The organism is Salipaludibacillus sp. CF4.18 (genome assembly GCF_051262595.1).
Taxonomy (GTDB): domain Bacteria; phylum Bacillota; class Bacilli; order Bacillales; family Salisediminibacteriaceae; genus Salipaludibacillus; species Salipaludibacillus neizhouensis.
The window spans coordinates 19,928-44,882 of sequence record NZ_JBIMEV010000036.1 but is presented as its reverse complement, the minus strand read 5'-3'; the positions used below and the strand labels follow the sequence as shown (position 1 = coordinate 44,882).

Here is a 24,955-nt window from a genome sequence, read left to right as displayed (position 1 = left end):
AAAAGGAGTGTTGACCTAGTTCCAGGTCAACACTCCTTTATTTGATAAGATTTATTCTGGCTCAATCAAGCCGTATCTACCGTCTTTACGCTTGTAAACGACGTTTGTAAATCCGCTTATAGAACTTGAAAATACAAAGAAGCTGTGACCTAACATGTCCATTTGCAGAATAGCTTCCTCTGCATCCATTGGTTTCAAATCAAAACGCTTTGTACGAACAACTTCAATTTCATCTTCTGAGAAGTCCTCTTCAGCAAGAGGTTCTAATTCATTTTTAAACATATACTTTAAGCTGTCATCACCGCGAAATTTACGGTTTACTTTTGTTTTATGTTTCCTGATTTGTCGTTCCAATTTTTCAATTACAAGATCAATTGCCGCATACATGTCGGCATGTTTTTCTTCTGCACGAAGTAAAAGCTTCGGCATTGGAATGGTGATTTCAACTTTTTGATCGTTGTTTAACACGCTCAATTTCACGTGTACATCTGAAGATGGGATTGTATCAAAATACTTTTCAAGTTTACTTACCTTTTTTTCAACGTACTCTCTTAATGCTGGAGTTACTTCTAGGTTTTCGCCACGAATATTAAAATTCATTAGCAAACTCCTCCTTTCGGGTATGTAAGTAATATTCTTCACTTCCCCTTAACATTCCTGCTTAAACTTAAATAAAATTTAAATTATTTATCGAAAAATGTAGAAAAGTTTACATTCTGTTCACATTTAGAAACATTTAGCATTCCAATAGGCAAACAACCAGACTACAGACCCTAATCATTTCTATTATTTTTATCAAAAACTTGGTTATTTTTAAACGAAAGCTTTTTTAACATTATCTTTATCAGCTTAGAACGAATCCTAGCCTTCTTACCAAAAGCAACGTTTAAAAAATAGCCCGTGCTCTCTAAAGAGAACACAGGCTACATATACATTTAAATTAATTTATAAAAAGCTTCTTTATCCCCGAATTAAAGCTTCACTACGTTCGCTGCTTGTGGACCTCGGTCCCCTTCAACAATTTCAAATTCTACGTCTTGGCCTTCATCGAGAGACTTAAATCCTTCTTGATCAATAGCAGAAAAATGCACGAATACATCGTCTCCCGCTTCTTGCTCAATAAATCCGAATCCTTTTTCTGCATTAAACCATTTTACTTTTCCTTGCATGTGTATAACACGATCCCTTCATTAATAAATCTGTGGAAAACTCCACAATTAAACTATAACAAACCCAGAGAATTGTCGTCAATCCCCTTTAAACAGATTATTCAGACTAATAGGCCTATGTGCTAGATTTTTTAGTATTCACCTCACACCATCATTTATTTTCTACCTCTAAGTCCCTAATAAGCATAAATTTGGGTATAAAATTACATAAAATTCTAAAAACAGCGAAAATAGTCCTATTTATTTATTCTTAATTTCCCTTTATGATCTGATTAATAACATCACCGTTAAGTCATCTAAATCTTTAAAATCCGCTCATCCCCCCTTTTTTTCTTTTATTGAACGATAACCCTACACGCACACTACCCAGATTCGTTTTAATAATAACCACACTTCTCAATTGATGTTTACTCAATTGAGCTGTGATCAGCGTTCCTCTTGACATCCAAGGGGCAGCAACAGGTTTACTTTTTACATAGGCATCACCCAAGTAAACTCTTCTTCGACTCTGGTCACAATACTCAATAGAGGAGCAACGTCTCTCCGTTGCTTCCTCTCCCCATTTTATTTTTTCAACAATCAACTTTTAAAGGAGGCTTGCAGACTTTACTTCATGATCCAATACTTTTAGTTTTAAAAAATTTAAAAGGAGCCTGCCAATGTTAAACCAACTCACACTAATAGGAAGAATTGCTAAAGATCCAAAACTTCAAACTACAAGAGAAGGTGGTTCGTATACTCGATTTACGTTAGCAGTTAGACGGCCATTTAAAAACCAGTCAGGAAATTACGACACCGATTTTATTCCGTGCGTTACTTGGGGGAAGTTATCCGAAACAATTGTAGACTATTGCACGAAAGGGTCATTAGTCTCTCTTAATGGCAGAATTCATATGAGGACGCAAGAACTTGAAAACCAGAAACGGATTACTTCGCCAGAAATAATTGCAGATAATGTCGTTTTCCTTCACCTTAAAAAAGCCCATCAAAAGCAAAGCCAAGAAGTACCTATTCCTTCAGCACCTCAAGAATTAGAAGATTCAAGCAGTGCTAATCACCGTGTAGCTTCAAATGAATCACACACCAAAGCTTCTTCCACGAATTTGGATACGAACACCCCTCCAATATTGTCTACACCATCCAACAATAAACAAGTACCACCCGCCTTAGCCACTTCACAAAAATAATCTAAATGAAATGACGAAAGGAGACAACCTGAATGAACGAAATGGATTTGCTTAAAATGGTCATGCACAAATTAGCAAAAATAGAAGCTGCCACAATAAAGCGTGACGACTTAGACGAATTAAATGAATGCTTGTTTGATCAACAGGAAAACCTCAAACAAATACAAGACACATTACAGGAACTTAAAGTTAATCTTGATATCAGACACATAGAAAACATGAATTCAGATGATGTATTGCTTCGATCCATTTTAGATAATCAATCGCTACAGTATAAATAAAATAAGTAAAACGCAAAGCGTCTTCTTTTGTTAAATACAGCGTTATCTTTCGCCACCCCGAGTAGCACCTACGAAGTGCGTGTAGGTGCTACTCGAAAGGAGAATGGTTTTCCCCTTGCTACGTGCGGCATGAAGATAGCTGTCATCTTATACTTTCTTATCTTTTAATTACTAATTACATCCGTCCTCGGATAGTATCTCTCCGTTCAAACTGATGCTAGATCGAGGGCTCCTAAAACCAGAATTATTTCGTTGTTTCTGAGACTACTACTGTTATATCTCCACTAATTTCATAGTGCTGAACGGTGGAAGGGATAATAAAGTGGTCTCCTTTTTTCAGTAAATGAGCCGCTTCCTCTGTTTGAATTTGACCGGCACCTTCAATAACACTCACTAATTGATACGACATGTTCGCTCGTTTTAACGCACCAGACCGTTTCTCCAACACCCATTTGTGAACGGTGAAATAGTTCTCTTGTATAAGTCTTTCAATTTTCAAACCGTCTTCTTCCCAAGCAGGTCTAGCAGGTGTTGCATCCTTATGAGGTACCATGGAACACGCAATAGAATCCTCAATGTGTAACTCCCTCATTTGGCCATCTTGGCCAGGTCGATCATAATCATAAAAACGATACGTTATATCAGAACTTTGTTGAATCTCAAGTATTAACACGCCGCTACCAATGGCATGAACGGTTCCACTTGGTACATAGATAAAATCTCCCGGTTCTACTTCCACACTGTTAAAGAGATCATCCCATCTTTTTTCCTCAACCATGTTACTCAGCTCATCTCTAGTAGAGGCTCCATGACCCAGTATCAGCTTTGCACCAGGCTCGCGATCAAGAATATACCAACACTCTGTCTTTCCAAAGGCATAGCCTTCATGCTTCAAAGCATATTGATCATCAGGGTGAACCTGCACTGACAGATCATCCTGCGCATCAATAATTTTTACTAGTAGTGGAAACTCGTCCCCCTGTTCATGATTAAATAATTCCCGGTGGTTCTCCCATAGTTCACGAACTGTTTTTCCAGCATATGATCCCTCACTTACAATATTCGTGCCATTTTCATGTCCAGAAATTCCCCAACACTCCCCCGTTTGGTTACTGGGAATATCATATCCGTAACACTCTTTCAGCTTCTTTCCACCCCATACTTTTTCTTTCAATACCGGTTCCAATTTTAAAATATCTTTCATCGTTATTACGCCCTCTCTATAATTTATATCTTCGCAGCAAGCAAAGCGTCTAGTCTTATCTTCATGGAGTTACAGCAATAAGAATCTCAGTATTATATTGGACACGTTTACATACACCATGCTATACTTTTTCTAGCAATAGGTCTAATCTATTGGCTTTTAGTGCAAACGATTGCGCTTATTGAATGTTCATACTGTTCTTATTTCAGTTTACCTGTAACCATTCATTGATTCAATCCTTGTTCATGTTGATGGTTTACACTTAGAATCTACTAGGAGGAATAACATGTTACTGGAAGCCATTTATCACCAACCTAAATCTCAGTATGCCTATGCCTATAATGAAGAAACTTTACATATTCGTGTTCGCACGAAGCAACATGATATGGATCGTGTATCAGTAGTATGGGGAGACAAGTATGACTTTTCTCCTGAAAAAGTGACCACTACAAGAATGGTTGTTTTTGCACAAGATGATTTATTTGATTATTATCACGTTGCTATAAAACCTCCGTTTCGCCGGTTTGCTTATGCCTTTAAATTTGAAACAAAGGATCAAACTGTTTTTTTAAACGAAGTGGGCTTTACAAAGGATAAACTAAGCTCTTCTGGAGTCGGCATGCTTTGGTCACCTTCAGGCATGTTTGAATTCCCGTATTTAAACCCTATCGACGTTCATTCTCCTCCCGACTGGGTGAAAGATGCTGTATTTTATCAGATTTTTCCTGAGCGGTTTGCAAATGGGGATCCTTCCATTAGTCCTAAAGAAGTGGAAGCATGGACACCTGATGCTGTGCCAACAGCAACTAATTTTTTCGGCGGAGATTTACAAGGTGTCATTGATAATCTTGATTATTTAGTAGACTTAGGAATCACATGTATTTATTTCACGCCATTTTTCGAAGCACATTCCAATCACAAATACGATACGATCGATTATTTAAAAGTTGATCCACAATTTGGTGACAATAATACTGCTAAGAAACTAGTCAAAGAAGCACATAGAAAAGGAATAAAAATTATGTTGGATGCCGTTTTCAATCATTCAGGCTATTACTTCCCTCCTTTTCAGGACGTCTTACTAAACGGAGAAAAATCACGTTTTAAAGACTGGTTCCATATTAAAAGTTTCCCAGTCTCCACTAATCCATTAAATTACGATACATTCGGTTTCGTTCCGGAAATGCCTAAATTAGACACGGAGCATCCGGAAGTGAAAGCATATTTATTGGAAGTAGCCCGTTATTGGGTGGAGGATATTGGGGTTGACGGCTGGCGTTTAGATGTAGCTAATGAAATTGACCATCAATTTTGGCGTGAATTCCGTCATACCGTAAAGAAAGCAAATCCGGAGGCGTATATACTCGGTGAGACCTGGCACAATTCAATGGCCTGGCTGGGGGGAGATCAGTTTGATGCTGTGATGAACTATCCGGTTACAAATAGTATTCTCGACTTTTTTGTGAAGGATGAGATTGATGCGGCATCTTTTATGGGTAGACTCGATGCGATGCAAATTGCCTATCCGAAACAAGCAAATGAGGTTGCCTTTAATTTATTAGATTCCCATGATACACCGCGATTGCTTACGATTGCAAAAGGGAATAAGGATCGAATGAAGCTCGCTGCGTTGTTCCAACTTACCTATAGTGGGGCGCCATGTATTTATTACGGTGATGAGATTGGTATGGCAGGTGGGGCAGACCCAGGTTGCAGAAAACCGATGATTTGGGAGAAAGAACACCAAGACCTGAACATGCTTGCCTTTTATAAAAAAATAATTCAGCTTAGAAAAGACCATCGCTCCTTAAGAGACGGTACCTTTCGTTTTCTGTTGGCTGAAAAAGACAAAAAAATAATAGCCTTTGAGCGAACAGATGTGATGGATCGTTTCATTATTATCTTAAACAGTGATAATCAAAAGCAAAAGGTGACACTTGAAAACATCTCTGCGGGAACCTTTCGAAATATGGATACAGATGAAAAATATCAAGTTTTAAAAGGGGAAATCACTGTGGAAGTTGAGGCGGTAAGCGCAGTTATTTTAAAGGATCAATAATAAAAGACGCTTTGCGTTTTTCTTTTCCTTTAATGTATAAAACAAATGTACCTTGGCCATAGTATAGTTAGTGAGCGTTTCTTTTTAACACTTACGTTTAACTAACATGTTCAAAGGGAGGTTCCTTCAAGATTAAGAAGAGCAATTCTCCGACGGCCAAGAAACTTAAAACGAGACATATTCTTTGTGAAGAATGACATGGCAACGGTAAACGAAATTTATAACTGTGAAGACTGTACCTTTTGAACATCATCTTAAACTAACTCGTACTTATATTCGATAAATAACATCCCCACCTGTGCTTAACCCCTTTGCGCAGGTGGGGATGTTTCTTTTAGTTAAACTATTTCACTGCAAAATTGTCCAAATAATCACAAAAATAATTGCCGCAATCGTAGTGGACCATGTTTTTAAGAATGATTTTTTCTTCTGTTCCTGTTCTTGCTCAGCCATCTGAAATTCCCCCTGTATGATCTTATACCCTATTCTTCAAGGTGATAAGATATCATTATATAGAAAAACGAATAGGCCAGCTCCAGCCTGAATGGAAGCTAGCCTTATTAAATTATTTAATTAGAGAGTTTTATTGTGAAATCCCTTTCTTGAATTATAACTTATTTCGTTATAAAAGTGGAGGTTAATATTCTATCATTGGGTTGTTAATAAGTGGTTTTCATTCCTTCGTTTCTCGGAAAATCGACAGGTAAGGGTTCTGGTCGGTTGAACGTGCTTTTCACATGATAAAAAATTCCTTCTTTAGCTGATTTCAGTAATCCTTCCATCGCCTCTAAAGAGTGGAATGCCATTTTTCCACTTGCCCGTTCTTCCCTTTGATCTCTAATGGCATAGGCCATATCTACAAGCCCAATCCCTCTGCTATTTTTTTCCTGGCTAATTTCATTAAATGAATGTTCCACTTTAACTTCTTCCCACTCTTCATAGGCTTTTTTTCTAGGTACTTCATTCCACCTAGAGTTATCCCTCGTTCTCAAAAACACAGGACCGCCAAAAAGATTTGGTCCATCTAATGGATCAACATCATTAATGCAGATTGTACCTTCTGTCCCGTATATTTCAATCCTCGGCAGTTCAGAATCCCAAACATCAAAACTAGTAATCATTGTGGCGATAGTACCATTCACAAATTCAAGATTTCCTGTTATGTGTGTCTCTACTTCAACATCTATTATTTCCCCTTGTCTTGGCTCACTTTCTATTGTTCGTTTAAGACGGGTTCTTTTTGACATGGCACAGCAGCTTTTTACTGGCCCAAGTAATGACAAAAGCGTTGTCATATAATAAGGCCCGATATCAAGCAATGGTCCTCCACCTGGTTTATAAAAGAAATCGGGATTAGGGTGGAACATTTCTGGCCCTGGGGTAACAACAAAGGCAGTTGCAGCAGTAACCTCTCCAATTCTTCCTTCATCTATTATCTTCCGGCACGTTTGAAGACGACCACCTAAAAAAGTATCAGGAGCACATCCAACGTAAAGTCCTTTTTCCTTTGCTAATGCTAGAATTCGTTCTGCCTCTTCGAGAGTTGCCGCTAACGGTTTTTCTGAATACACATGTTTTCCTGCATTTAAAGCCTGCATTGTAAGCTCTGCATGAACGGCGGGGACCGTTAAATTAAGGATGATATCTATGTCAGGGTCCTCTATCAGTTCTTGACTCGTTGCATATGCTTTTGGAATAGCATGTTGCTCTGCTTTTTTACCCGCTTTGTCAAGACTTCTACCTGCACAAGCAACGACGTTTACAATATCGTATTTCTTTAAATTATCAAGATAAACGTCACTAATATCGCCAATCCCGATAACACCAACATTAAACTTTTTCATCCAAATAGTAGCTCCCTTCACTTTAGTTATTTGACAGTAAATTGTCACCTAGATAATCGATCGTTTATCTTTTGCACTGTTTCGTCAATATATCCTTTTGCTTTTTTCGCCATTTCGTACGGATCATTTATTTCTGGATCCTGCTCCGCTTCCACAACTACCCATCCTTCATAGTGTTCGATAAGCATTTCTGTTAAAACAGGTTCAAAGTTAATATCTCCATCTCCAGGCACAGTGAAGACTCCGTTCCGTACAGCTGTTCTAAAGTTCATCTCTTGCTCTTTCATTTCCTGTAAAACTGATTTTCTGACATCTTTCAAATGAATGTATTGAATCCTTTTACGGTGATTTTGATAGACTCTAATCGGATCCCCATCTCCATAGTATACATGACCGGAATCATACAACAAGTGTACGAGCGTAGGATCTGTTAATGCCATTAAACGATTGGTTTCTGCCTCTGACTCAATCACCGTTCCTCCATGAGGATGATAAACCAGTTTCACTCCTCGCTCCTTACAGCGTTTCCCTGCTTGATGCAAGCCGTCTATCAACTGTTTCCAACTTTCTTCATCTAGGCGAAATACCCGCTCGTCTTTGCCTCGGTTTAGATGATCCCAATGCATCGATCCTCCCATTTCACAAACGATGAGATATTTTACTCCCAGTGGGATAAGAAAATCCAACCAGTCTTCTATTTCTTGCAGGCTTTCCGCTACTTTTTCAGGAACAGAAAAATGAGTACCGACAAATTTACTCGATAGTTGTACAGATCTTGAAGATAATTCTTTTTTTAACACTTCCGGGTCAGTTGGGAATTTTCGTCCAAGTTCTGTACTCTGATAGCCTAAGTTCGAAAGGTCATCTACAATGTTTTCAAATGTATAACGATCTCCCAGGTCTGGTAAATCATCATTCGCCCAGCCAATCGGAGCAATTCCAAGTTTAAAACTAGTAACGTTAGTCATTTGATCTCTCCTTTCTGTTTTAGTCTTTTAGTCTACGTTTAACTCTATCGTTTTTTTCTGTTTATAGGATTCAGTCGCTGCAACGGCTATTTCTAAAGCAATTTTCCCATCGACTTCATTAACAGACGGTTTTTCTTCTTTTCGTAAACTATCAATAAAGGCAACCATTTCTTGTAAATACGCTTCACCAAACTGTGTCGGAAAATCCGGTAATATATCATGTGTCTTCCCCGCTTTAGTTAACACATGAAGATCAAGGTTTTTTAGAGAACCGATTTGAATGGCTCCTTCTGTACCAATAATTTCGGCACGAATATCATAGCCATAATACGCATTACGACTTGCTTCGATGTCTCCTGCCGCACCATCATTAAACGTCAAAAACGTGAGTGCTTGGTCGACATCGCCATACTCTGCAACGAAATCATGTCGAACAATGCTTCCTTGTGCATTTACCGTTTTTACTTCTTGATCAAGGAAAAAGCGGGCTGCATCATAATCATGAATCGAAAAATCCAAGTACAATCCGCCACTATTTTTAATGAAATCCGGTGGTGGTGTATTTCCGTCTCGTGAAATCCCTTTAAAATAAAGTGGCTTCCCTATTTCTCCTTTATTGATCCGGTTTTTTGCCGCGACATATGCTGGATCAAATCGTCGCATAAATCCAACCTGACAGAAAACCCCGTTATTTTGAATATCTGCAATCACTTCATCTGCCTGTGCTAACGTTTCTGTAATTGGTTTTTCAGTAAAGATATGTTTTTTACTTTCTGCCGCCTTTTTTATCATTGCAGCGTGCGTGTTTGTAGGTGTAATAATTGCGATAGCATCAACACTATCATTATTGAAGATATCATCCGGATTATCTGACCACTTTGAGACTCCTAATTGCCGGGCAACTTGTTCGGCCCTTCCTGGCATTGGATCACAAACAGCAACTAGCTCCGCACCCTTCACTCGAAAAGCGAGATTCTCAGCATGCCAGTAACCCAACCTTCCTAATCCTAACACTGCACATCTAATTGTTTCTTTCATCTTAAAACCACCTTTTCATTTAGATTTAATCATCAGAATGTTATCATGAAATTTACCAGTAAACGCTGTTAAAGTAAGCGCTATCAAAAAAGTGTCCAAAGGAAAGGACTGAAAATTTAAGGTTAATTTCCAGTCCTTCTCCTCTACGCCGAACGGATATGTTACGCGATACCAACCTTCGCTAATTCACCTCGTCTAAACGAACTGTGCGATTTTCTAGCCATGATCGCTTGGCGGCAGAAGCCATTTGTTCCGCTTTATACCCATCTTCCCCTGAACAAATAACAGCTTTATCACCAAGAATCGCATTTGAAAATTCCTGAATTTCTTCAAAATAAGCATCCTTATATCGCTCCAAGAAATAGTGCTTCGGATTATCTAAGTAGACATTTTCTTTCTTTGAAACTTTGATATTCGTTTCTGATTCGTTTTCTACAGCAACAGATCCAAGGTTCCCAAAAACTTCTACACGTTGATCATACCCAAAAGCTGATTCACGACTATTCTCAATTACACCGAGCGAACCATTTTCAAAAGTCAATGTGATGACTGCTGTATCTACGTCGTTATGACGACCAAACATCGGATCAACTAAATTCGCTGCTTTAACAGTAATATCAACGACTTTACTATCTGAAAAATAACGCATCATATCAAAGTCATGAATCGTCATGTCCATAAACATTCCACCAGATCGTCGTACATACTCTTCTGGTGGAGGTGCCGGGTCTCGAGAACTAATCCGAATCAAATGAATATTTCCAATCTGCCCATCTTCAATAAGGTCATGAATTTTTCGAAAGTGTTTATCAAATCGACGGTTAAAGCCAACTTGAAACTTCACACCTGCATCCTCGACTATCGCTAGTATTTCTTTAGTATCTTCTATATTAAAACTAATTGGCTTCTCACAAAAGATATGTTTTCCTGCTTTTGCAGCTTCTTTGATAAAAGAAATATGAGAATCGGTTGAAGAACAAATTAATACCGCATCGATTTCCTCATCATTAAATATATCCTGTGGATCCTTCGTAATAACAGGTACTTGCTCTTCGATGTTTGTTCCGTTTAATTGTTCAACATAAACATCTGCAATAGCTTTTAATCTCATATTAGACGAGCCAAGAATATTATTCGCATGTAACAGTCCAATTCGCCCTGCTCCTATAATGCCTAGTGTTAATGTTTTCATAGCAACCCCTTTCAACAAATGTTAGAGAAAACTATAACTTTGAAAGTACATCAAGGGTTGTGTCTTTTGCAGTTTTAATTACCTCTTCTGCTTCCCACGTATAATATTCCGGTCGAAACAACTCCACAGAAACAGCACCAGAATATCCTTTTTCTTTAACAATCGATAAGATTCCTTGTAAGTCGATCACACCTTGTCCAGGCCAAACCCGATCTTCGTCTCGCAAAAATCCAATTGGGAAGTCCTCTGTATCATCAATGTGAACGATAAAGATTTTTGAAACATCTGCTTTTTTCAAATCTTCGATGTCTGAACCCATAGCATGGAAATGAAAGCAATCTAGAACGACTCCTACATTTTCACGATCAACGGTTTCCACGATATCATACGCCTGTCCAAACGTATTTACCGTGCATTGCGGGTGACCAACGAATTCTACTGCTACTTTAATTCCGTAAGGCTTTGCCAAATCAGAAAGCTCCTTTAAAACCTCTACACTGCTCGATTTAATATCTTTGTGTAGTATTTTCAATTCCGTCACTAAAGGAACAGCAACGATAAACTCAGCACCTATTTTTTTCGCGTTTTCTAATGTCTCTTTAAACTCATCAATGATTTTCTTATGGTCCTCTTCATTACGATTGTTAAAAAACACGAGTGCATTCATAGCTAATGGTTTAATACGATTCGATTGGAAATAATTTGCTAAGTCGTCCAATGATTTAGTCTCTAAATACTCCGGTAACTTATCCATGGTACGAATTTCAATATAGTCATACCCGTGTTTTTCACAAAGATCTAAGTCCTTCTCAAGATTCGAATTTTCAAGTGTCGTCGCTTGGTTGTAACATAGTTTCATAGTTAAAACCTCCTCATATTATTTATAGAATGCTGGTTTATCTTCAAGTCTAATAGGTTCTTTCTCGCCTGATTCCTGCGCTTTCACTCCTGCATCTCCTGTTACAGCTGCAATATATCCATCCCAAGCGGATGGCCCTGATGGTACGCCTTTTTCTTTTGTAGAGTCAATAAAGTCTTGGAATTCTTTATTAAATGCATCTTCAAAACGGTATTTCCAATCCATAAGGATCGTGGAACCCAGTACTGCATTTTTACGGTATTCAACGGTGCTCACTTCAGGTAATTTTACGACACCTTCCTCACCGACAACCTCACATTGGATATCATATCCGTACTTGCAATTCACGAAAATTTCTGCCTGCATAATAATTCCACCGACTGTCTCTAACGTCACAATTTGCGGATCTTTCAAGTGCTTTAACGCGTTCCTGGTTTTCTTCGGATAAGTCACTTGAATCGACTTATAATCATCATTCACTAGCCAATGCAGTGTATCAATTTCATGAATAAGCGTATCCAAAATAGCCATGTCTGTCGTATAGTTCTCGCCTACTTCAGCATTACGGTGTGCACATTTGATCATGAGTGGTTCGCCGATAAAGTTGTTGTCAATTGCTTCTTTCATTTGACGATATCCCTGGTCATAACGACGCATAAAGCCAACTTGTACAAGACGCTTACCATATTTCATTTCTGCTTCGACTATTCTCATACATCCTTCTGCAGTTGTAGACAACGGTTTTTCAACAAAAACAAATTTCCCTGCTTCAATTGCCTTCAAGACAGTTGCTTCATGCGCTGGTCCCCAACTCGTGACAAGAACGGCATCGACATTATCATCTTGAATAAGTGCGGAATCATCCGAATAAACTAAAGCTTGTAAACCGAGGTCTTCTACTGCTTTTCGAGCAGCTTCTTGATTCACATCTGTAACCGCGCGAATTTCCGCTCCAGTTACCGTGTTCGAAATCCGCTTCATATGTTCTCTTCCTATTGCACCTGTTCCAACTACTCCAAATCCTAACATCATAAGTAATGCCTCCTATTATTTAATCTTTAATAAATTCTGATCGATATACTTTCTTGCGATAAGTGCATACTCTAGCGGGTGAGCCTTGGCCGGGTCTTGTTCTGCTTCAATCACAATCCACCCTTTGTAATCTGCCGAAAGTAATTCTTGATAGACTTGGACAAAATCTATGTCTCCATCTCCCGGTACAGTAAACATGCCATGCAAAAATGAATCTAAAAAGGATTTCCCTTCTTTTACACATTCCTCCATCTTATTCGTTCGAATATCCTTAAAATGAACATGTTTAATTCGATCCATATGTTTTCTTAATAGATCCATATAATTGTTATCAGATACGAAAATATGTCCCGTATCATATAACAAATGTACGTGCACCGGATCGGTATTTTCCATAAGGCGGTCGACTTCTTCTAATGTTTGCACCCCTGTACCCATATGGTGATGAAAAACGAGCAACAACCCATACTCTTCGGCAATTTTTCCTAATGTATTTAAACCTTCACAAAGCTCTTGCCATTCTCCATCATTAAAATAAGGTTTTTCTTGAAAAACATTTTTACTTGTTCCTTGAATGCTGTGTGACTGTTCGGAAACAACCACAGCACTTGCATGGACGGCTTTCAGATAAGCACAATGTTCATGAAATTCTTTGGATGCTTCTTCAATACCATCTCGAATAATAAAACTACTAAACCATTTTGAGGCAACTTTTAAATGACGCAGTGTTAATTCTTTGTTTAATATTTCAGGTTCCGGGAAGAAGCCACCGACCTCTGTCCCGTCAAAACCTGAAATATACACATCTCCCAGTAAGTGAGACAGGGTCGTTTCCTTACCGATCTCAGGGATATCATCATTTCTCCAACCGATCGGGGCGATCCCCCATTGAATATGCTCTTGTCCCATATATATCCTCCATTCTCTTTAGTACTTCTTCGCTTTTTCAAGCATTTTTTCCTTGAATTTGTATGCTTGTTGGATACTTTCTTTTTCAGAGACTTCTGCTACACCTAAATTCCACCAGCTGCCTTCATAACCCTCAGACATTGTTTTAGGTAAAACTTTCATTTCAATCAACGTAGATTTTTCCTGTTTTTTGGCATCTTCCAGAGCAGCTATTAACTCTTTTTCCGTATTTGCCCGGTAGGTTTTCGCCCCATAGCCTTCCGCAACTTTGGCGTAGTCTATGTTTAACACCTGGTCATCTGCCGTGCGAAATTCACAATTGTAGCTTCCGCCGCCATGATCCATTTGAAGGTTATTTATACAACCATAACCAGAGTTATCAAACAGAAGGACATTAATCTTCGTATTGTACTGAATTGCCGTAATTAACTCAGAATGAAGCATCAGGAAACTTCCATCTCCTACCATTGCATACACTTCTTTTGAGGGTTCCGCTAATTTCGCGCCCAAGGTTCCAGAAATTTCATAGCCCATACAAGAGTACCCATATTCTAAATGATACGTATTTGGAACTTCTGATTGCCACAAACGCTGTAAGTCACCTGGAAGAGATCCTGCTGCGCATACAACCACACTATCCTTATCCACCGTTTCATTAATGGTCAAAAGTGCTGTTGTTTGCGGAAAGTTCGTATTCAATGTATCTGCGTAGCGATTCAATTTTTCCTGCGAGAATTGCCCTTTCACTTCTGGATCAAAGTTGTCTCGATCATATGTGATATGACGAAGACGGTTTCGCTCTTCCGCCCACTCTTCTTTTAATTCTTGGAGGGTTGCACCATGAGAACTTTTATAGCCTTCCAACATGGGCATTAACTTTTCAAACGTTGTCCTTGCATCTGCTACTACTTGGAAAGCATCCAATTTCGAAGCTTGCATCCTGCTGACGTTAATATTTAAGAATTTCGTACTTTCAAAATTGAAAACCGTTTTAGATGAGGTTGCAAAGTCCGTGTATCTCGTTCCTACACCAATGACTAGATCTGCTTTACGAGCAGCTTTATTTGCCGCCAAAGTTCCTGTGATACCAAGACCGCCTAAATTATTCTTAAACGTATGCTCTATTGCTGATTTTCCTGCCTGCGTCTCTGCAAGTGGGATATCATAGGCTTCGGAAAACGCCATAATTGCTTCACGGGCCTCGGAATATTTCACTCCCCCACCTACTACAATCAGTGGCTTTTTGCTTTGCTTGATTAGTTCGGTAGCTCCTTTTAGTTCTCTCTCTACCGGTTGCTTCCGATCGATATAATGGACACGTTTCCTGAAAAACTCTTCGTCGTAGTCGAAGGCTTCTCCTTCTACATCTTGAGAAATACAAATAGTCGCTGGACCTGATCTTGCTGGATCCGTCATCACTTCAAATGCTCGGATAAGACTAGACATTAACTGCTCCGGGCGTGTAACGCGATCCCAATAACGAGATACTGGCTGCAAAGCATCATTGGTCGTAATAGCTGTACTGTGCTCTTGTTCAAACTGTTGGAGCACCGGATCGGGTTGACGGGAAGCAAATGTATCCGCCGGAATGAGTAAAACCGGGATATTGTTAGCTAGCGCTGTTGCAGCTGCTGTTACTAAGTTCGCGGAACCAGGTCCACTTGATGTCGTTAAAGCATATATCTTTTTACGAAGTTTTTGTTTACTGTAAGCAATCGCAGCATGTGCCATTCCTTGTTCGTTTTTCCCTTGAATCACTTTTAGGTGTCCAGCATCCTGTTCTAATGCTTGCCCAATTCCTAATACGTTACCATGACCAAAGATGTTGAAAATTCCTTCTACAAACGGGAATTCTTCGCCATCGATATGCACATATTGTTGATTTAAAAATTTAATGAGTGCTTGCGCTGTCGTCAAACGGATCTTTTCCATCATTTACGCCCCTTATATTGTATTATTTTCCCCAATTAATTTCTCTATCTCTTCTACTGTTGGCATCGCATCTGAAGAACTGTGTTTACTTACGACAATCGATGCTGATGCACTGCCATACTTCAATGCTGTTTCAATATCTTTTCCTGATACGAGGGCATAAAGGAAGGCCGACGCATAGGAGTCACCTGCACCAAATGTTTTCAACACTTTTGTTTTATATGCTTTACCACGGTATGTTTCGCCTGATCTTGTATAGGCAAAAGAACCTTCGACGCCATGCTTGATGACTACCAACTCCGGAGAGTGCTGAAACAAGTCCTTGATTGTCTTTTCATTTTCACCTTCATGGTCAAGGTTTTCCATCATGTCAAACTCTTCGCGTGTACCGATCACAACATCTGATTGTTCAGCAACCTGTGTATAATAGACGGCTGTTTCTTCTTTGGATTTCCACGTGTATGGACGATAGTCCAATTCGAAAATAACCTTTACATGATTTTTCTTCGCTAGTTTCACTGCTTTAAGCAATGCTTCCCGAGATGGGCTTTGTGCCAATGCCGTTCCTGAAACAAGTAATATTTTCGTCCGTTTTATATATTCTTCATCTACTTCTGCCGGCTCTAAATAAAGATCTGCTACCTGCTCTCGATACATAAGGATGCTGCACTCCTCAGGACTCTTTATTTCCGTGAAAGCCAGACCTACTTTGTGCCCGTCATTGTCGATGACCATGTTTGATGTATCAATGCCAACGTTACTCATATATTGCTCTATGAATCTACCATGCTGATCATCCGGTATCTTACCGATAAAACCAGCCTTTAAGCCTAATTTTGAACTTCCGATTGCAACGTTAGCAGGAGAACCGCCAACATATTTTTGAAATGTGATGGTTTCTTCCATCGGTCTGTTAAACTCCACAGCGTTCAAATCAATGCATGCTCGCCCTACAGCAATTACGTCAAATTCTTTGTCAGTATTAAATGATATAGTCATAAAATAAACATCTCCTTTTAATTAGCTTCATTGTTTTCTGAAAGTTTTCTAACGTTTCATTCACTTGTTCATGCACATTCATGAGTTTATAATCCACTCGTGATCTGAATCATTATTAAACTTCCAAATTCGCTGAGGACCTGCCATCACATTGAGATAATAAGAAGTGTATCCTGCTGGGACACCTACTGGATGATAACCTTTAGGAACAATAACCATATCTCCGTTCTCAACTGTCATCGTCTCATCTAATGATCGATCATCTGTATACACTCTTTGGAAAACAAAACCTTGTTTTGGATCTTGCTCATGGTAATAGGTTTCCTCCAGCATTGATTCCTCTGGCAGATTATCCTGGTCATGTTTATGAGGCGGATAGCTGGACCAGTTCCCGCTTTCTGTGAAAACTTCCACTACTAACAAGCTATTTGCGGAAGGATCATCATCCGGCAAGATGTTATGCACCATCCGTTGATTATTTCCTTTGCCACGGTGCTCTGGTTTAATATCAGCACCTCTGATTAGTTTTGTAGGTAATTGTTTTTCAGAAGGTGAATAGCACAGCGCCACTCTGGCCTTGCTAATAGCTGTCACTTCAAATTTCCGATCGTTAGAAACATACACGCTGTCTGTAGGCTTTTTCTCAAATACTGACTGACGTGTTCCGATATTTTCGAATGTCTCTTCCCCATCCGTCACGGTAATATTTCCAGTTACTGCGACAACGCAACATTCTATTTTATCTAACTCCTCTGAGAAGATCGTTCCTGGATCAAGATCAATCATTTTGAAGCTGACATACTCAAGTCCGGAATTATTTGATGAAATTTCATGAACTAACGTAACCCCTGGCTGTACTTCTTTACTCTGTGGTTTTCGAATCAACTTACTCATAATTAAACATCCTCCTTCAAGTAGTAATCATTACATAATTGCAATCGATTACATTTGTTCATAAAAAAATATGTTTTCCTTGCTAAAAGTGTCCTCGATTTACTCTTTATGTTTTCGAGTACATTACACTTTTTTAGTCCAGTAAGTTGCAAAGACAAAATAAGCAACCGTTGATACTAATGCGATAATCTTATAGATGTCTATATTCAATGAGCCTGAAAACACCATGAATGAACTTACTAACAATGTGATAATGCTACCTCCTGCAAGCAAAGCAGTGACCGAAAACAAAGACGAGAATTTCTTTTCCGTAGTAACTTGAGCCTCTACCTCTAACAATGCATCTCGATCTTGCTCTTTTGTTAACTTCTCTTGAATTAATTTTTCCTCACGCTCTTCCATTGGGTATTTCTCTTTAGCTCCAGCTTTTCCTGCTAAATAAATGTATGATACAGAAGCGATTAACCATGTCGGTACTGCTAAAAAATACACATGAATTACTTGTGTCATTGTCATGACAATGACAAATAACGCACTAATGATCCAACTTGAAAGAGCTGGTTTGTTTAAATGCAATTTTTTGTAACTTGCCCAGTACCTTGTAAAACCTAGTTTAGGGAAAATCCAGTGTTCAGTAACAATAATTGCTCCAACAGGTAGTAAGATCATTCCCATAAATCCAACAACATCTAATAAATTTGTGAAAACGAAAGGGAAACAAGCAATCAATGTAATAAGAGCACCTGTTGCCAATGTCACTGTTTTAACTGAGTGTTTACTGAAGATTGTCTGAAAAGCTAGCCCTGCTCGATATATTGTCGGGTTTGATGTCGTCCATCCAGCGATGATAACTGCGATAACACCAGTCACCCCTAAAACATTATAAGCAACCGCTCCCGCATCTAATTGAGTTAAACTAGTTGATAGGATAACGGCCGCTGTAGCACCCATAATTCCTGCACATATCCATGCAACGTAATGCCCAAAAAACATTCCTACAGCTGAGATAAATCCGTATCTGGCTTTTTTAGCATATCTGAATATCGCCATATCACTCATTCCACCATGCATCGCTAGGTTAGCGATCCAAGCGAAAGCAATAACGTGATAAAATGTGAACTGACTCTCAGGATTAGATACCCAAACACTTTCATTTGCCAATATCATAAAATCAGACATTGAATTTAATCCAGTAACACTTGTGGAAGCTCCAATCAAATAATATAAACCAACGAGAGCACCACTCACGAACACAACACCTAACCAAGGAGCACAAATCGACGAAAATTGTGTTACTGATTTAAAACCGAATGCTGCAACGACCGCGACAATAGTTCCGATAGCTAAGACGATAGCAATGAATGATAAGCTCGTCGGATACCATGTTGTTTGAATCGGAATATTAAGTATTTCGCGAACGGCTGAGGCGGACACAGTAACCATTGCCCCACCGATAATACAAAAGAAAATTCCATTAATAGCATTATAAATTTTCTGCATGGTTGGTCCTGAAATTTTCTTTAAATAGGTGTAAAGTGTCAATCTCGTGTCCGTAGCAATTGGGGCCGTAAATAGAGCCCATGTTAATACTGCGAGTAAGTTTCCGAATATTAAACCGATAATCACATCAGATGCTGCAACCCCCCACATGACGAAAGTTGCGCCTATGACAAATTCTGTACCAGCTACGTGTTCTCCTGCAAATAGACCAAGAAACCGTCGTTTTCCATGAAGTTGATATTGAGATATCGGACGATCCTCTTTTGGAATATGGGAAACATCAATATCTTCAACAGTTTGCAAATCTTCCTTTCGAAGTGCCATGCCTTCAACCCCTTCACATTTCCACTGATTGCAATCGATTACATTATGTTGTAAAAATTTTTTCCTTAGTTAAGTTTTTTATCTACTAATAATATAACACTTAATTAAACCGCTTTCAATATTCTTTTTATTGTGACTACTACTTTTTTCTGAATTCTTGACTAATTCTATGATTGAAGTTAAGAGTTCAGCCTTAGTCATTGGGTTATTCAACTGCTTTCCCACTAGTTCCAAATTCGCGTATTTTATTTTTAACAGTTTCAACGACTGCTTCGATAGCAGGAAGTAAGATTAAGCGCGGTTCATAAACGGATTCATTTTCAGAGAGTGATTTCCTTACAGATTTAGTCCAAGCTTGAATATTTTCTGTGTTTACATTAATTTTTGCATGACCAAGTTTAATCGCCCTTTGAAGTTGGTGTTGTGGAATTCCCGTCCCTCCATGTAATACTAGTGGAATTTCAGTAGCTTCCGAGATTTCTTTCATAGTATCAAAGCTTAATTGGGGTTCCCCTTGGTACGGACCGTGTACCGAACCGAGAGCTGCGGCTAATGCATCGATGCTCGTTTCTTCTACTATCCTTCTACACTCACCAACATCTGCATAATTAATACCACCAATTAAACCATCTTCGTTCCCACCTACTGTGCCTACCTCTGCTTCAACGGAAACACCATGCTTTTTCGCATATTTGACTACTTCCATCGTCATTTTAATGTTTTGTTCAATAGGATGATGGGAGCCGTCTATCATGACCGAAGTAAATCCTGCATCAATGGCTAACTTGCAACGCTCCACCGTTTGACCATGATCGAGATGAAGTGCTACTGGTACAGTTATCCCTTTTTCTTCATGAATCGCTCTCACCATTCCGCTAATATTGCGGAAACCTCCTAGAAAATCAACTAAACGATCTGATGCGGCGATTATAATAGGGGCACGCTCATCCTCCGCAGCTTTCAAAAAAGCTTGAATAAATTCAAGGTTATTAATATTATATTGACCAACTGCATATCCTTCTTTTTTTGCTTTGATTAACATTTGCTTCATAGAAACGAACGACATTTTTTATTCCCTCCATATATATCTTGTTTATTTATAGTCAATATCTTACCACTTTTTGATATACTTTTGGTATCTTTTGATAAAGTTTTAGTTATTTTATTATTTTTTTCCTAAATAAAAGCTAATATTAGTGTACTTTTGATAATAGTTTGGTATTATTTAGATAGTTGCTATTTTAAGGGAATTTAAGAAAGGATAATTATGTTAAAAACACAGAGGATCGAAGAAATGAGAAAATATGTAGAAAAACACCACGTTGTTTCATTAGAACAACTAGCAGAGGTCTTTCAAGTTTCTTTAAACACTGTACGCAGAGATACCAATTCTCTCGTTACAACCGGAAAAATGAAAAAGGTACATGGCGGTATCTCCCTTGTTAATTCTCAGCCAGTCAATTACCAAGTAAGGCAAGTGATCAACGAAAAGTCCAAAAAGGTTATTGCACAGAAAGCCGCCTCCCTAGTTGAAAATGGTGACATCATATACGTCGATACAGGAACAACAACTGTTTATCTCGCTGAATATTTACAAGAAAAAGAAGTTACAGTTATTACGAATAACCTAGATTTCATTGTGCAATCTCAGCTATACCCGAATTTACGTATCATATCAACCGGCGGTTTACTTGATAGTACGTTAAATGCCTTTGTTCACTTGCAAAACATGGACGTATTAAGATCTTATAACATTACCAAAGCCTTTGTGGCATCAACAGGTATATCTATAGAAAATGGTATTACACACGCATCTCCACTTGAATATGAGGTTAAAAAGTACATTGTTTCTAAAAGTAAAGAAACTTACTTGCTGGCTGATTACTCAAAATTTGGTAAACAGGCACTCATCACGTTCAGTCAGTTAGATGAGCTGGATTTTATCATTACCGATCAAACACCTGCTAATACGTATCTGGATTTCATCTCTCAACATAAAGTCGAACTTATCGTCGTTGATAACTTGAACTATTGATAACTATTATATAGAAAAAACTCGAATATTTTTAAAAACCTAGGAGGTTTTAACATGCCGTTATTACGTTTTGATGTGATAGAAGGAAGAAATGAACAAGAACTACGAAGGTTATTGGATGCTAGTCATGAGGCAATGGTAGAGGCTTTTGACGTTCCACATTCTGATCGTTACCAAATCGTCAATCAACACTCGCCTAATGAAATGATCATCGAAGATACTGGTCTAGGATTTAATCGTACGAAAGACGTAGTTATTATTAGTATTGTGAGTAAAACTAGAACGAAAGAAAAAAAAGAAAGACTTTATTCACTCATAGCAGAAAGGTTAAAAAATGAGTGTGATATTGCACCGGAAAATGTGATGATTAATCTCACGGAAAATAATGATGCAGACTGGAGCTTTGGACTTGGTGAAGCGCAATTTTTAACTGGAAAACTGTAATTACGAACTGCGTGTTTTGTAAGTGCTACGACGGTAGCACCTACTTCTTTTTTCAACTTCTAATCTCTCTTATCCTCGCCTATACTCTTGTTTTCAACCTGCTACTTTTGTAGGTGCTACTACGGTAGCACCTACCTCTTTTTTCATCTTCTAATCTCTCTTATCCTCGCCTATACTCTTGTTTTCAACCTGCTACTTTTGTAGGTGCTACTACGGTAGCACCTACCTCTTTTTTCATCTTCTAATCTCTCTTATCCTCGCCTATGCTCTCGTTTTCAACCTGCTACTTTTGTAGGTGCTACCACGGTAGCACCTACCTCACAACAATCTCTAAAAAACTAAAAAAAGGCTGGCAACAGGTTAAATCCTGTTGCCAGCCTTTTTCTTAGCTGAGATTTTACTAGATTAGGTTTAATTTGCAATCGATTACAGAAAAGGTTATTTTTTCTTTTGATGCTTTCGAGAATCAATATAAACAGCAACGACAATAATTGCACCTTTCGTGATTTGTTGCCAGTAAGAACTTACTCCTAGTAAATCTAGTCCATTGTTCATTACACCTATGATCAATGCACCGATAATGGTTCCCCCTACAGTACCGATACCTCCAAATAAACTAGTGCCCCCGATAACAGCCGACGCAATGGCATCTAATTCAAACATTAAACCTGATTGCGGTTGTCCGGATGCAATTCTTGATGTCAGAATGACACCAGCAAGACCGCCAAGTAAACCTGCGTACGAATAAACAAATAACTTCACTTTAGCAACGTTAATCCCTGCGGTAACTGCTGCTTGCTCGTTACCACCAATCGCATATATATATTTACCAAGTTTTGTCTTATTAAGGATGACCCAAGTTATGGCACCAATTAAAGCGAATATGATAATCGGTACCGGAATACCAACAACAACCCCTTGTCCAATGAATCTAAATGATTCTGAAATACCGCCAATTGGACGGCCTTCACTTATTAGTAAAGCTAAACCTCGGGCAGACGTCATCATACCAAGTGTAGCGATGAACGGTGGAAGCATTGCCTTTGCAACCATTAATCCGTTTAGAATACCAACGAACAAACCTGCACCTAAACCTGCTAATATAGGAAAGATAATTGGCATGCCTGACTGAGCAGTCATCGCAACAATCACCGAAATTAAAGCGATCATCGAACCTGAAGATAAGTCAATTCCACGTGTAATAATAATAGGAGTTACCCCTATCGCAATTATTCCGATAATAGACATTTGCCTTACAATATTTAATAAGTTCGTCGAAGTTAAAAAGTGCGGTGTTAATAGTGTCATTAAAATAATTAACAAAATTAGGATAATGAGGATCCCGTACTTTTTAAAGATATGCATCATTATTTCTTTCTTTCGACTATTTTTATTTTCGTTGTCATTATTTGTCGCTTCATTCACTTGCCCCATCTTACATTCCTCCCATTCGTTAATGCTTAAACGGTTTCTTTCTCTTTATTACTTTCTGTTTCCACTTTTTCTTGAGAACGCTGACCTGTTGCATATTGCATAATTGTTTCTTGATCCGCTTCTTCATTTGATAATTGAGCGGTTATTTTCCCTTCATGCATGACTACAATACGATCACACAATCCTTTAATTTCGGCCATTTCAGAAGAAACAACAACGATTGCTTTTCCTTCTTGCGCTAATTTAAAAATAATATTATAAAATTCTGCCTTAGCTCCGACATCAATACCGCGAGTTGGTTCATCTAGGAAGAGAATATCTGGATTACGTAATAACCACCTTGCCAGCAATACTTTTTGTTGGTTACCCCCACTTAAGTTTTCAACAATTTGATCTAGATTCGGGGTCTTAATATTTAATGCTTTTCGTTGCCTGGCACAATCTTCGTTAATCCTTTTAGAATTTAATAAACCCATCGACAGATAAGTGTCTATGTTAACGGTTATCATATTCTCTCTTACATCTAAAGGTAAAAATAATCCAGTTAGTTTACGGTCTTCTGTTAGGAAACCTAAACTATTATTAACAGCATCTACCGGACTTTTTATATTTGATTTCTTGCCGTGTATATAAACCTCTCCCGCTTCCGCTGAGCGAATACCAAAGATTGTTTCCATGACTTCCGTTCTGCCAGCACCCATTAATCCGGCAAAACCAAGGATTTCACCTTTCCGAACCTCAAAACTAACATCTCTAAAAAATTCAGATTTAGTCAACTTCCTGACAGATAGTGCGACCTCTTGGATATCAACTTTTGGTTTGTTAAAGACTTGATTTAATTCACGGCCGACCATCAATTTTATCAATTTATCGCGATCCATTTCTTCTGCAGTACCTGATCCAACGTATTGACCATCTCTAAATACAGAGATATCATCGGCTATTTCATATAACTCACTCATTTTATGTGTAATATAAATGACCCCGACTCCCTTTTTAGTTAATGAGCGGATAATTTTAAATAGTTGCCCAACCTCTTTGTCTGTAATCGCAGAGGTTGGCTCATCCATAATAACTAACTTGGAGTTAAAGGATACCGCTTTGGCGATTTCCACCATTTGCGTTTTTGCAATAGAGATATCCCCCATTTTGAGTGATGGAGACATATTGATTCCCAATTCCTCTAATAGATCAGAGGTCATTTTTTTAAGTTTTCTTTCATTAATAATTCCACTTTTATTGTATGTCGGTTCTCTTCCTAAAAAAATATTTTCAGCAACAGTCATTTCCGGAATTGGGCTTAATTCTTGATGAATCATCGATATACCAACATCTAAGGAATCAGTAATATTTTTAAAGTTTACTTCTTTTCCATCAAAAATGACTCTTCCTTTATCGGCTGAATGCATCCCTATAATAACTTTCATTAACGTTGATTTACCAGCCCCGTTTTCACCCATTAATGCGTGAACAGTGCCTTTTTTCACCTTTAGTTGAACATTATCCAGTGCTTTCACACCCGGAAACTCTTTTGTGACATTTTCCAACTCCAAAATATAGTCATTACTCATGAAAGCCACCTCCAGGTATTCTAGAAATTAATGATTTATCATGGAAGAGGCGACGCAAAAGTTTTTATAAACCCTTGCAT

General features: G+C 38.4%; 23 protein-coding genes. 5 read left to right on the top strand and 18 right to left on the bottom strand.

Features of this window, described 5'->3' with window-relative positions:
• Window positions 1-51: 51 nt before the first annotated feature.
• The 3 genes from hpf to ACHABW_RS18130 all read right to left on the bottom strand — a co-directional run bounded on the left by hpf (window position 52) and on the right by ACHABW_RS18130 (window position 1,659).
• Window positions 52-600 (bottom strand): ribosome hibernation-promoting factor, HPF/YfiA family, encoded by a 549-nt coding sequence (gene hpf / locus ACHABW_RS18140; RefSeq protein WP_110938723.1) that lies wholly within the window; start codon window positions 598-600, stop codon window positions 52-54.
• A gap of 371 nt (window positions 601-971) precedes the next feature.
• Window positions 972-1,169: a cold shock domain-containing protein gene (locus tag ACHABW_RS18135; RefSeq protein WP_120689036.1), complete on the bottom strand. Its 198-nt coding sequence runs from the start codon at window positions 1,167-1,169 to the stop codon at window positions 972-974.
• A 304-nt stretch (window positions 1,170-1,473) separates the two neighbouring features.
• Complete coding sequence (locus ACHABW_RS18130; protein WP_435757321.1) at window positions 1,474-1,659, bottom strand: hypothetical protein; 186 nt, start codon at window positions 1,657-1,659, stop codon at window positions 1,474-1,476.
• 169 nt (window positions 1,660-1,828) lie between these two features.
• Here ACHABW_RS18130 and ACHABW_RS18125 point away from each other — a divergent pair, with 169 nt between their 5' ends.
• Together ACHABW_RS18125 and ACHABW_RS18120 are read left to right on the top strand one after the other, a co-directional pair.
• Entirely contained in the window at window positions 1,829-2,356 is a 528-nt protein-coding gene (locus ACHABW_RS18125) for a single-stranded DNA-binding protein (protein WP_435757319.1), read from the top strand.
• Between the two features lie 32 nt (window positions 2,357-2,388).
• Window positions 2,389-2,637: a hypothetical protein gene (locus ACHABW_RS18120; RefSeq protein WP_435757317.1), complete on the top strand. Its 249-nt coding sequence runs from the start codon at window positions 2,389-2,391 to the stop codon at window positions 2,635-2,637.
• Between the two features lie 244 nt (window positions 2,638-2,881).
• On the opposite strand, the gene manA is transcribed toward ACHABW_RS18120, so the two are convergent.
• On the bottom strand, window positions 2,882-3,841 hold the full coding sequence (gene manA / locus ACHABW_RS18115; protein ID WP_435757315.1) for a mannose-6-phosphate isomerase, class I: 960 nt from the start codon (window positions 3,839-3,841) through the stop codon (window positions 2,882-2,884).
• Between the two features lie 286 nt (window positions 3,842-4,127).
• Between manA and ACHABW_RS18110 the strand changes: the two genes are divergently transcribed.
• On the top strand, window positions 4,128-5,900 hold the full coding sequence (locus tag ACHABW_RS18110; protein WP_435757313.1) for an alpha-glycosidase: 1,773 nt from the start codon (window positions 4,128-4,130) through the stop codon (window positions 5,898-5,900).
• Window positions 5,901-6,559: 659 nt separating this feature from the next.
• Here the strand turns inward: ACHABW_RS18110 and ACHABW_RS18105 are convergent.
• The 12 genes from ACHABW_RS18105 to fba form a co-directional block, all read right to left on the bottom strand.
• Window positions 6,560-7,744, bottom strand: a complete 1,185-nt coding sequence (locus ACHABW_RS18105; RefSeq protein WP_435757311.1) for a Gfo/Idh/MocA family protein — start codon at window positions 7,742-7,744, stop codon at window positions 6,560-6,562.
• Window positions 7,745-7,788: 44 nt separating this feature from the next.
• Window positions 7,789-8,712, bottom strand: coding sequence for a myo-inosose-2 dehydratase (gene iolE / locus ACHABW_RS18100; protein WP_435757309.1), 924 nt, complete (start codon window positions 8,710-8,712; stop codon window positions 7,789-7,791).
• A gap of 27 nt (window positions 8,713-8,739) precedes the next feature.
• Window positions 8,740-9,750 (bottom strand): Gfo/Idh/MocA family oxidoreductase, encoded by a 1,011-nt coding sequence (locus ACHABW_RS18095; RefSeq protein ID WP_435757307.1) that lies wholly within the window; start codon window positions 9,748-9,750, stop codon window positions 8,740-8,742.
• Window positions 9,751-9,931: 181 nt separating this feature from the next.
• The gene (iolG, locus tag ACHABW_RS18090; protein WP_435757305.1) at window positions 9,932-10,942 is read right to left on the bottom strand and encodes an inositol 2-dehydrogenase; all 1,011 of its coding nucleotides are present in this window, start codon (window positions 10,940-10,942) and stop codon (window positions 9,932-9,934) included.
• 31 nt (window positions 10,943-10,973) lie between these two features.
• On the bottom strand, window positions 10,974-11,801 hold the full coding sequence (gene iolI, locus ACHABW_RS18085; protein WP_435757303.1) for a 2-keto-myo-inositol isomerase: 828 nt from the start codon (window positions 11,799-11,801) through the stop codon (window positions 10,974-10,976).
• Between the two features lie 18 nt (window positions 11,802-11,819).
• Window positions 11,820-12,833: a Gfo/Idh/MocA family protein gene (locus ACHABW_RS18080; RefSeq protein ID WP_435757301.1), complete on the bottom strand. Its 1,014-nt coding sequence runs from the start codon at window positions 12,831-12,833 to the stop codon at window positions 11,820-11,822.
• A gap of 15 nt (window positions 12,834-12,848) precedes the next feature.
• Window positions 12,849-13,742, bottom strand: a complete 894-nt coding sequence (iolE, locus tag ACHABW_RS18075) for a myo-inosose-2 dehydratase (protein WP_435757299.1) — start codon at window positions 13,740-13,742, stop codon at window positions 12,849-12,851.
• Between the two features lie 18 nt (window positions 13,743-13,760).
• On the bottom strand, window positions 13,761-15,677 hold the full coding sequence (gene iolD, locus ACHABW_RS18070) for a 3D-(3,5/4)-trihydroxycyclohexane-1,2-dione acylhydrolase (decyclizing) (RefSeq protein WP_435757297.1): 1,917 nt from the start codon (window positions 15,675-15,677) through the stop codon (window positions 13,761-13,763).
• Window positions 15,678-15,686: 9 nt separating this feature from the next.
• The gene (iolC, locus tag ACHABW_RS18065) at window positions 15,687-16,673 is read right to left on the bottom strand and encodes a 5-dehydro-2-deoxygluconokinase (protein WP_435757295.1); all 987 of its coding nucleotides are present in this window, start codon (window positions 16,671-16,673) and stop codon (window positions 15,687-15,689) included.
• A gap of 78 nt (window positions 16,674-16,751) precedes the next feature.
• Window positions 16,752-17,567, bottom strand: a complete 816-nt coding sequence (gene iolB / locus ACHABW_RS18060; protein WP_435757293.1) for a 5-deoxy-glucuronate isomerase — start codon at window positions 17,565-17,567, stop codon at window positions 16,752-16,754.
• Between the two features lie 123 nt (window positions 17,568-17,690).
• Window positions 17,691-19,391: a purine-cytosine permease family protein gene (locus tag ACHABW_RS18055; protein WP_435757291.1), complete on the bottom strand. Its 1,701-nt coding sequence runs from the start codon at window positions 19,389-19,391 to the stop codon at window positions 17,691-17,693.
• Between the two features lie 205 nt (window positions 19,392-19,596).
• Window positions 19,597-20,457: a class II fructose-1,6-bisphosphate aldolase gene (gene fba / locus ACHABW_RS18050; protein WP_435757289.1), complete on the bottom strand. Its 861-nt coding sequence runs from the start codon at window positions 20,455-20,457 to the stop codon at window positions 19,597-19,599.
• A gap of 201 nt (window positions 20,458-20,658) precedes the next feature.
• On the opposite strand from fba, the gene ACHABW_RS18045 reads away from it, so the two are divergent.
• Together ACHABW_RS18045 and ACHABW_RS18040 are read left to right on the top strand one after the other, a co-directional pair.
• Complete coding sequence (locus ACHABW_RS18045; protein WP_435757287.1) at window positions 20,659-21,426, top strand: DeoR/GlpR family DNA-binding transcription regulator; 768 nt, start codon at window positions 20,659-20,661, stop codon at window positions 21,424-21,426.
• 54 nt (window positions 21,427-21,480) lie between these two features.
• The gene (locus tag ACHABW_RS18040; protein WP_435757285.1) at window positions 21,481-21,870 is read left to right on the top strand and encodes a tautomerase family protein; all 390 of its coding nucleotides are present in this window, start codon (window positions 21,481-21,483) and stop codon (window positions 21,868-21,870) included.
• Between the two features lie 438 nt (window positions 21,871-22,308).
• On the opposite strand, the gene ACHABW_RS18035 is transcribed toward ACHABW_RS18040, so the two are convergent.
• Both ACHABW_RS18035 and ACHABW_RS18030 read right to left on the bottom strand, forming a co-directional pair.
• Window positions 22,309-23,304 carry an ABC transporter permease gene (locus ACHABW_RS18035; protein ID WP_435757283.1) on the bottom strand — a complete coding sequence of 332 codons (996 nt, stop codon included), beginning with the start codon at window positions 23,302-23,304 and terminating at the stop codon, window positions 22,309-22,311.
• 26 nt (window positions 23,305-23,330) lie between these two features.
• On the bottom strand, window positions 23,331-24,875 hold the full coding sequence (locus ACHABW_RS18030) for a sugar ABC transporter ATP-binding protein (RefSeq protein ID WP_435757280.1): 1,545 nt from the start codon (window positions 24,873-24,875) through the stop codon (window positions 23,331-23,333).
• Between the last annotated feature and the right edge of the window lie 80 nt (window positions 24,876-24,955).

Bases quoted from the DNA above. Each gene is read 5' to 3' on its own strand.
- hpf (WP_110938723.1), bottom strand. From the start codon at position 600: ATGAATTTTAATATTCGTGGCGAAAACCTAGAAGTAACTCCAGCATTA.
- ACHABW_RS18135 (WP_120689036.1), bottom strand. From the start codon at position 1,169: ATGCAAGGAAAAGTAAAATGGTTTAATGCAGAAAAAGGATTCGGATTT.
- ACHABW_RS18125 (WP_435757319.1), top strand. From the start codon at position 1,829: ATGTTAAACCAACTCACACTAATAGGAAGAATTGCTAAAGATCCAAAA.
- ACHABW_RS18120 (WP_435757317.1), top strand. From the start codon at position 2,389: ATGAACGAAATGGATTTGCTTAAAATGGTCATGCACAAATTAGCAAAA.
- manA (WP_435757315.1), bottom strand. From the start codon at position 3,841: ATGAAAGATATTTTAAAATTGGAACCGGTATTGAAAGAAAAAGTATGG.
- ACHABW_RS18110 (WP_435757313.1), top strand. From the start codon at position 4,128: ATGTTACTGGAAGCCATTTATCACCAACCTAAATCTCAGTATGCCTAT.
- ACHABW_RS18105 (WP_435757311.1), bottom strand. From the start codon at position 7,744: ATGAAAAAGTTTAATGTTGGTGTTATCGGGATTGGCGATATTAGTGAC.
- iolE (WP_435757309.1), bottom strand. From the start codon at position 8,712: ATGACTAACGTTACTAGTTTTAAACTTGGAATTGCTCCGATTGGCTGG.
- ACHABW_RS18095 (WP_435757307.1), bottom strand. From the start codon at position 9,750: ATGAAAGAAACAATTAGATGTGCAGTGTTAGGATTAGGAAGGTTGGGT.
- iolG (WP_435757305.1), bottom strand. From the start codon at position 10,942: ATGAAAACATTAACACTAGGCATTATAGGAGCAGGGCGAATTGGACTG.
- iolI (WP_435757303.1), bottom strand. From the start codon at position 11,801: ATGAAACTATGTTACAACCAAGCGACGACACTTGAAAATTCGAATCTT.
- ACHABW_RS18080 (WP_435757301.1), bottom strand. From the start codon at position 12,833: ATGATGTTAGGATTTGGAGTAGTTGGAACAGGTGCAATAGGAAGAGAA.
- iolE (WP_435757299.1), bottom strand. From the start codon at position 13,742: ATGGGACAAGAGCATATTCAATGGGGGATCGCCCCGATCGGTTGGAGA.
- iolD (WP_435757297.1), bottom strand. From the start codon at position 15,677: ATGATGGAAAAGATCCGTTTGACGACAGCGCAAGCACTCATTAAATTT.
- iolC (WP_435757295.1), bottom strand. From the start codon at position 16,673: ATGACTATATCATTTAATACTGACAAAGAATTTGACGTAATTGCTGTA.
- iolB (WP_435757293.1), bottom strand. From the start codon at position 17,567: ATGAGTAAGTTGATTCGAAAACCACAGAGTAAAGAAGTACAGCCAGGG.
- ACHABW_RS18055 (WP_435757291.1), bottom strand. From the start codon at position 19,391: ATGGCACTTCGAAAGGAAGATTTGCAAACTGTTGAAGATATTGATGTT.
- fba (WP_435757289.1), bottom strand. From the start codon at position 20,457: ATGTCGTTCGTTTCTATGAAGCAAATGTTAATCAAAGCAAAAAAAGAA.
- ACHABW_RS18045 (WP_435757287.1), top strand. From the start codon at position 20,659: ATGTTAAAAACACAGAGGATCGAAGAAATGAGAAAATATGTAGAAAAA.
- ACHABW_RS18040 (WP_435757285.1), top strand. From the start codon at position 21,481: ATGCCGTTATTACGTTTTGATGTGATAGAAGGAAGAAATGAACAAGAA.
- ACHABW_RS18035 (WP_435757283.1), bottom strand. From the start codon at position 23,304: ATGGGGCAAGTGAATGAAGCGACAAATAATGACAACGAAAATAAAAAT.
- ACHABW_RS18030 (WP_435757280.1), bottom strand. From the start codon at position 24,875: ATGAGTAATGACTATATTTTGGAGTTGGAAAATGTCACAAAAGAGTTT.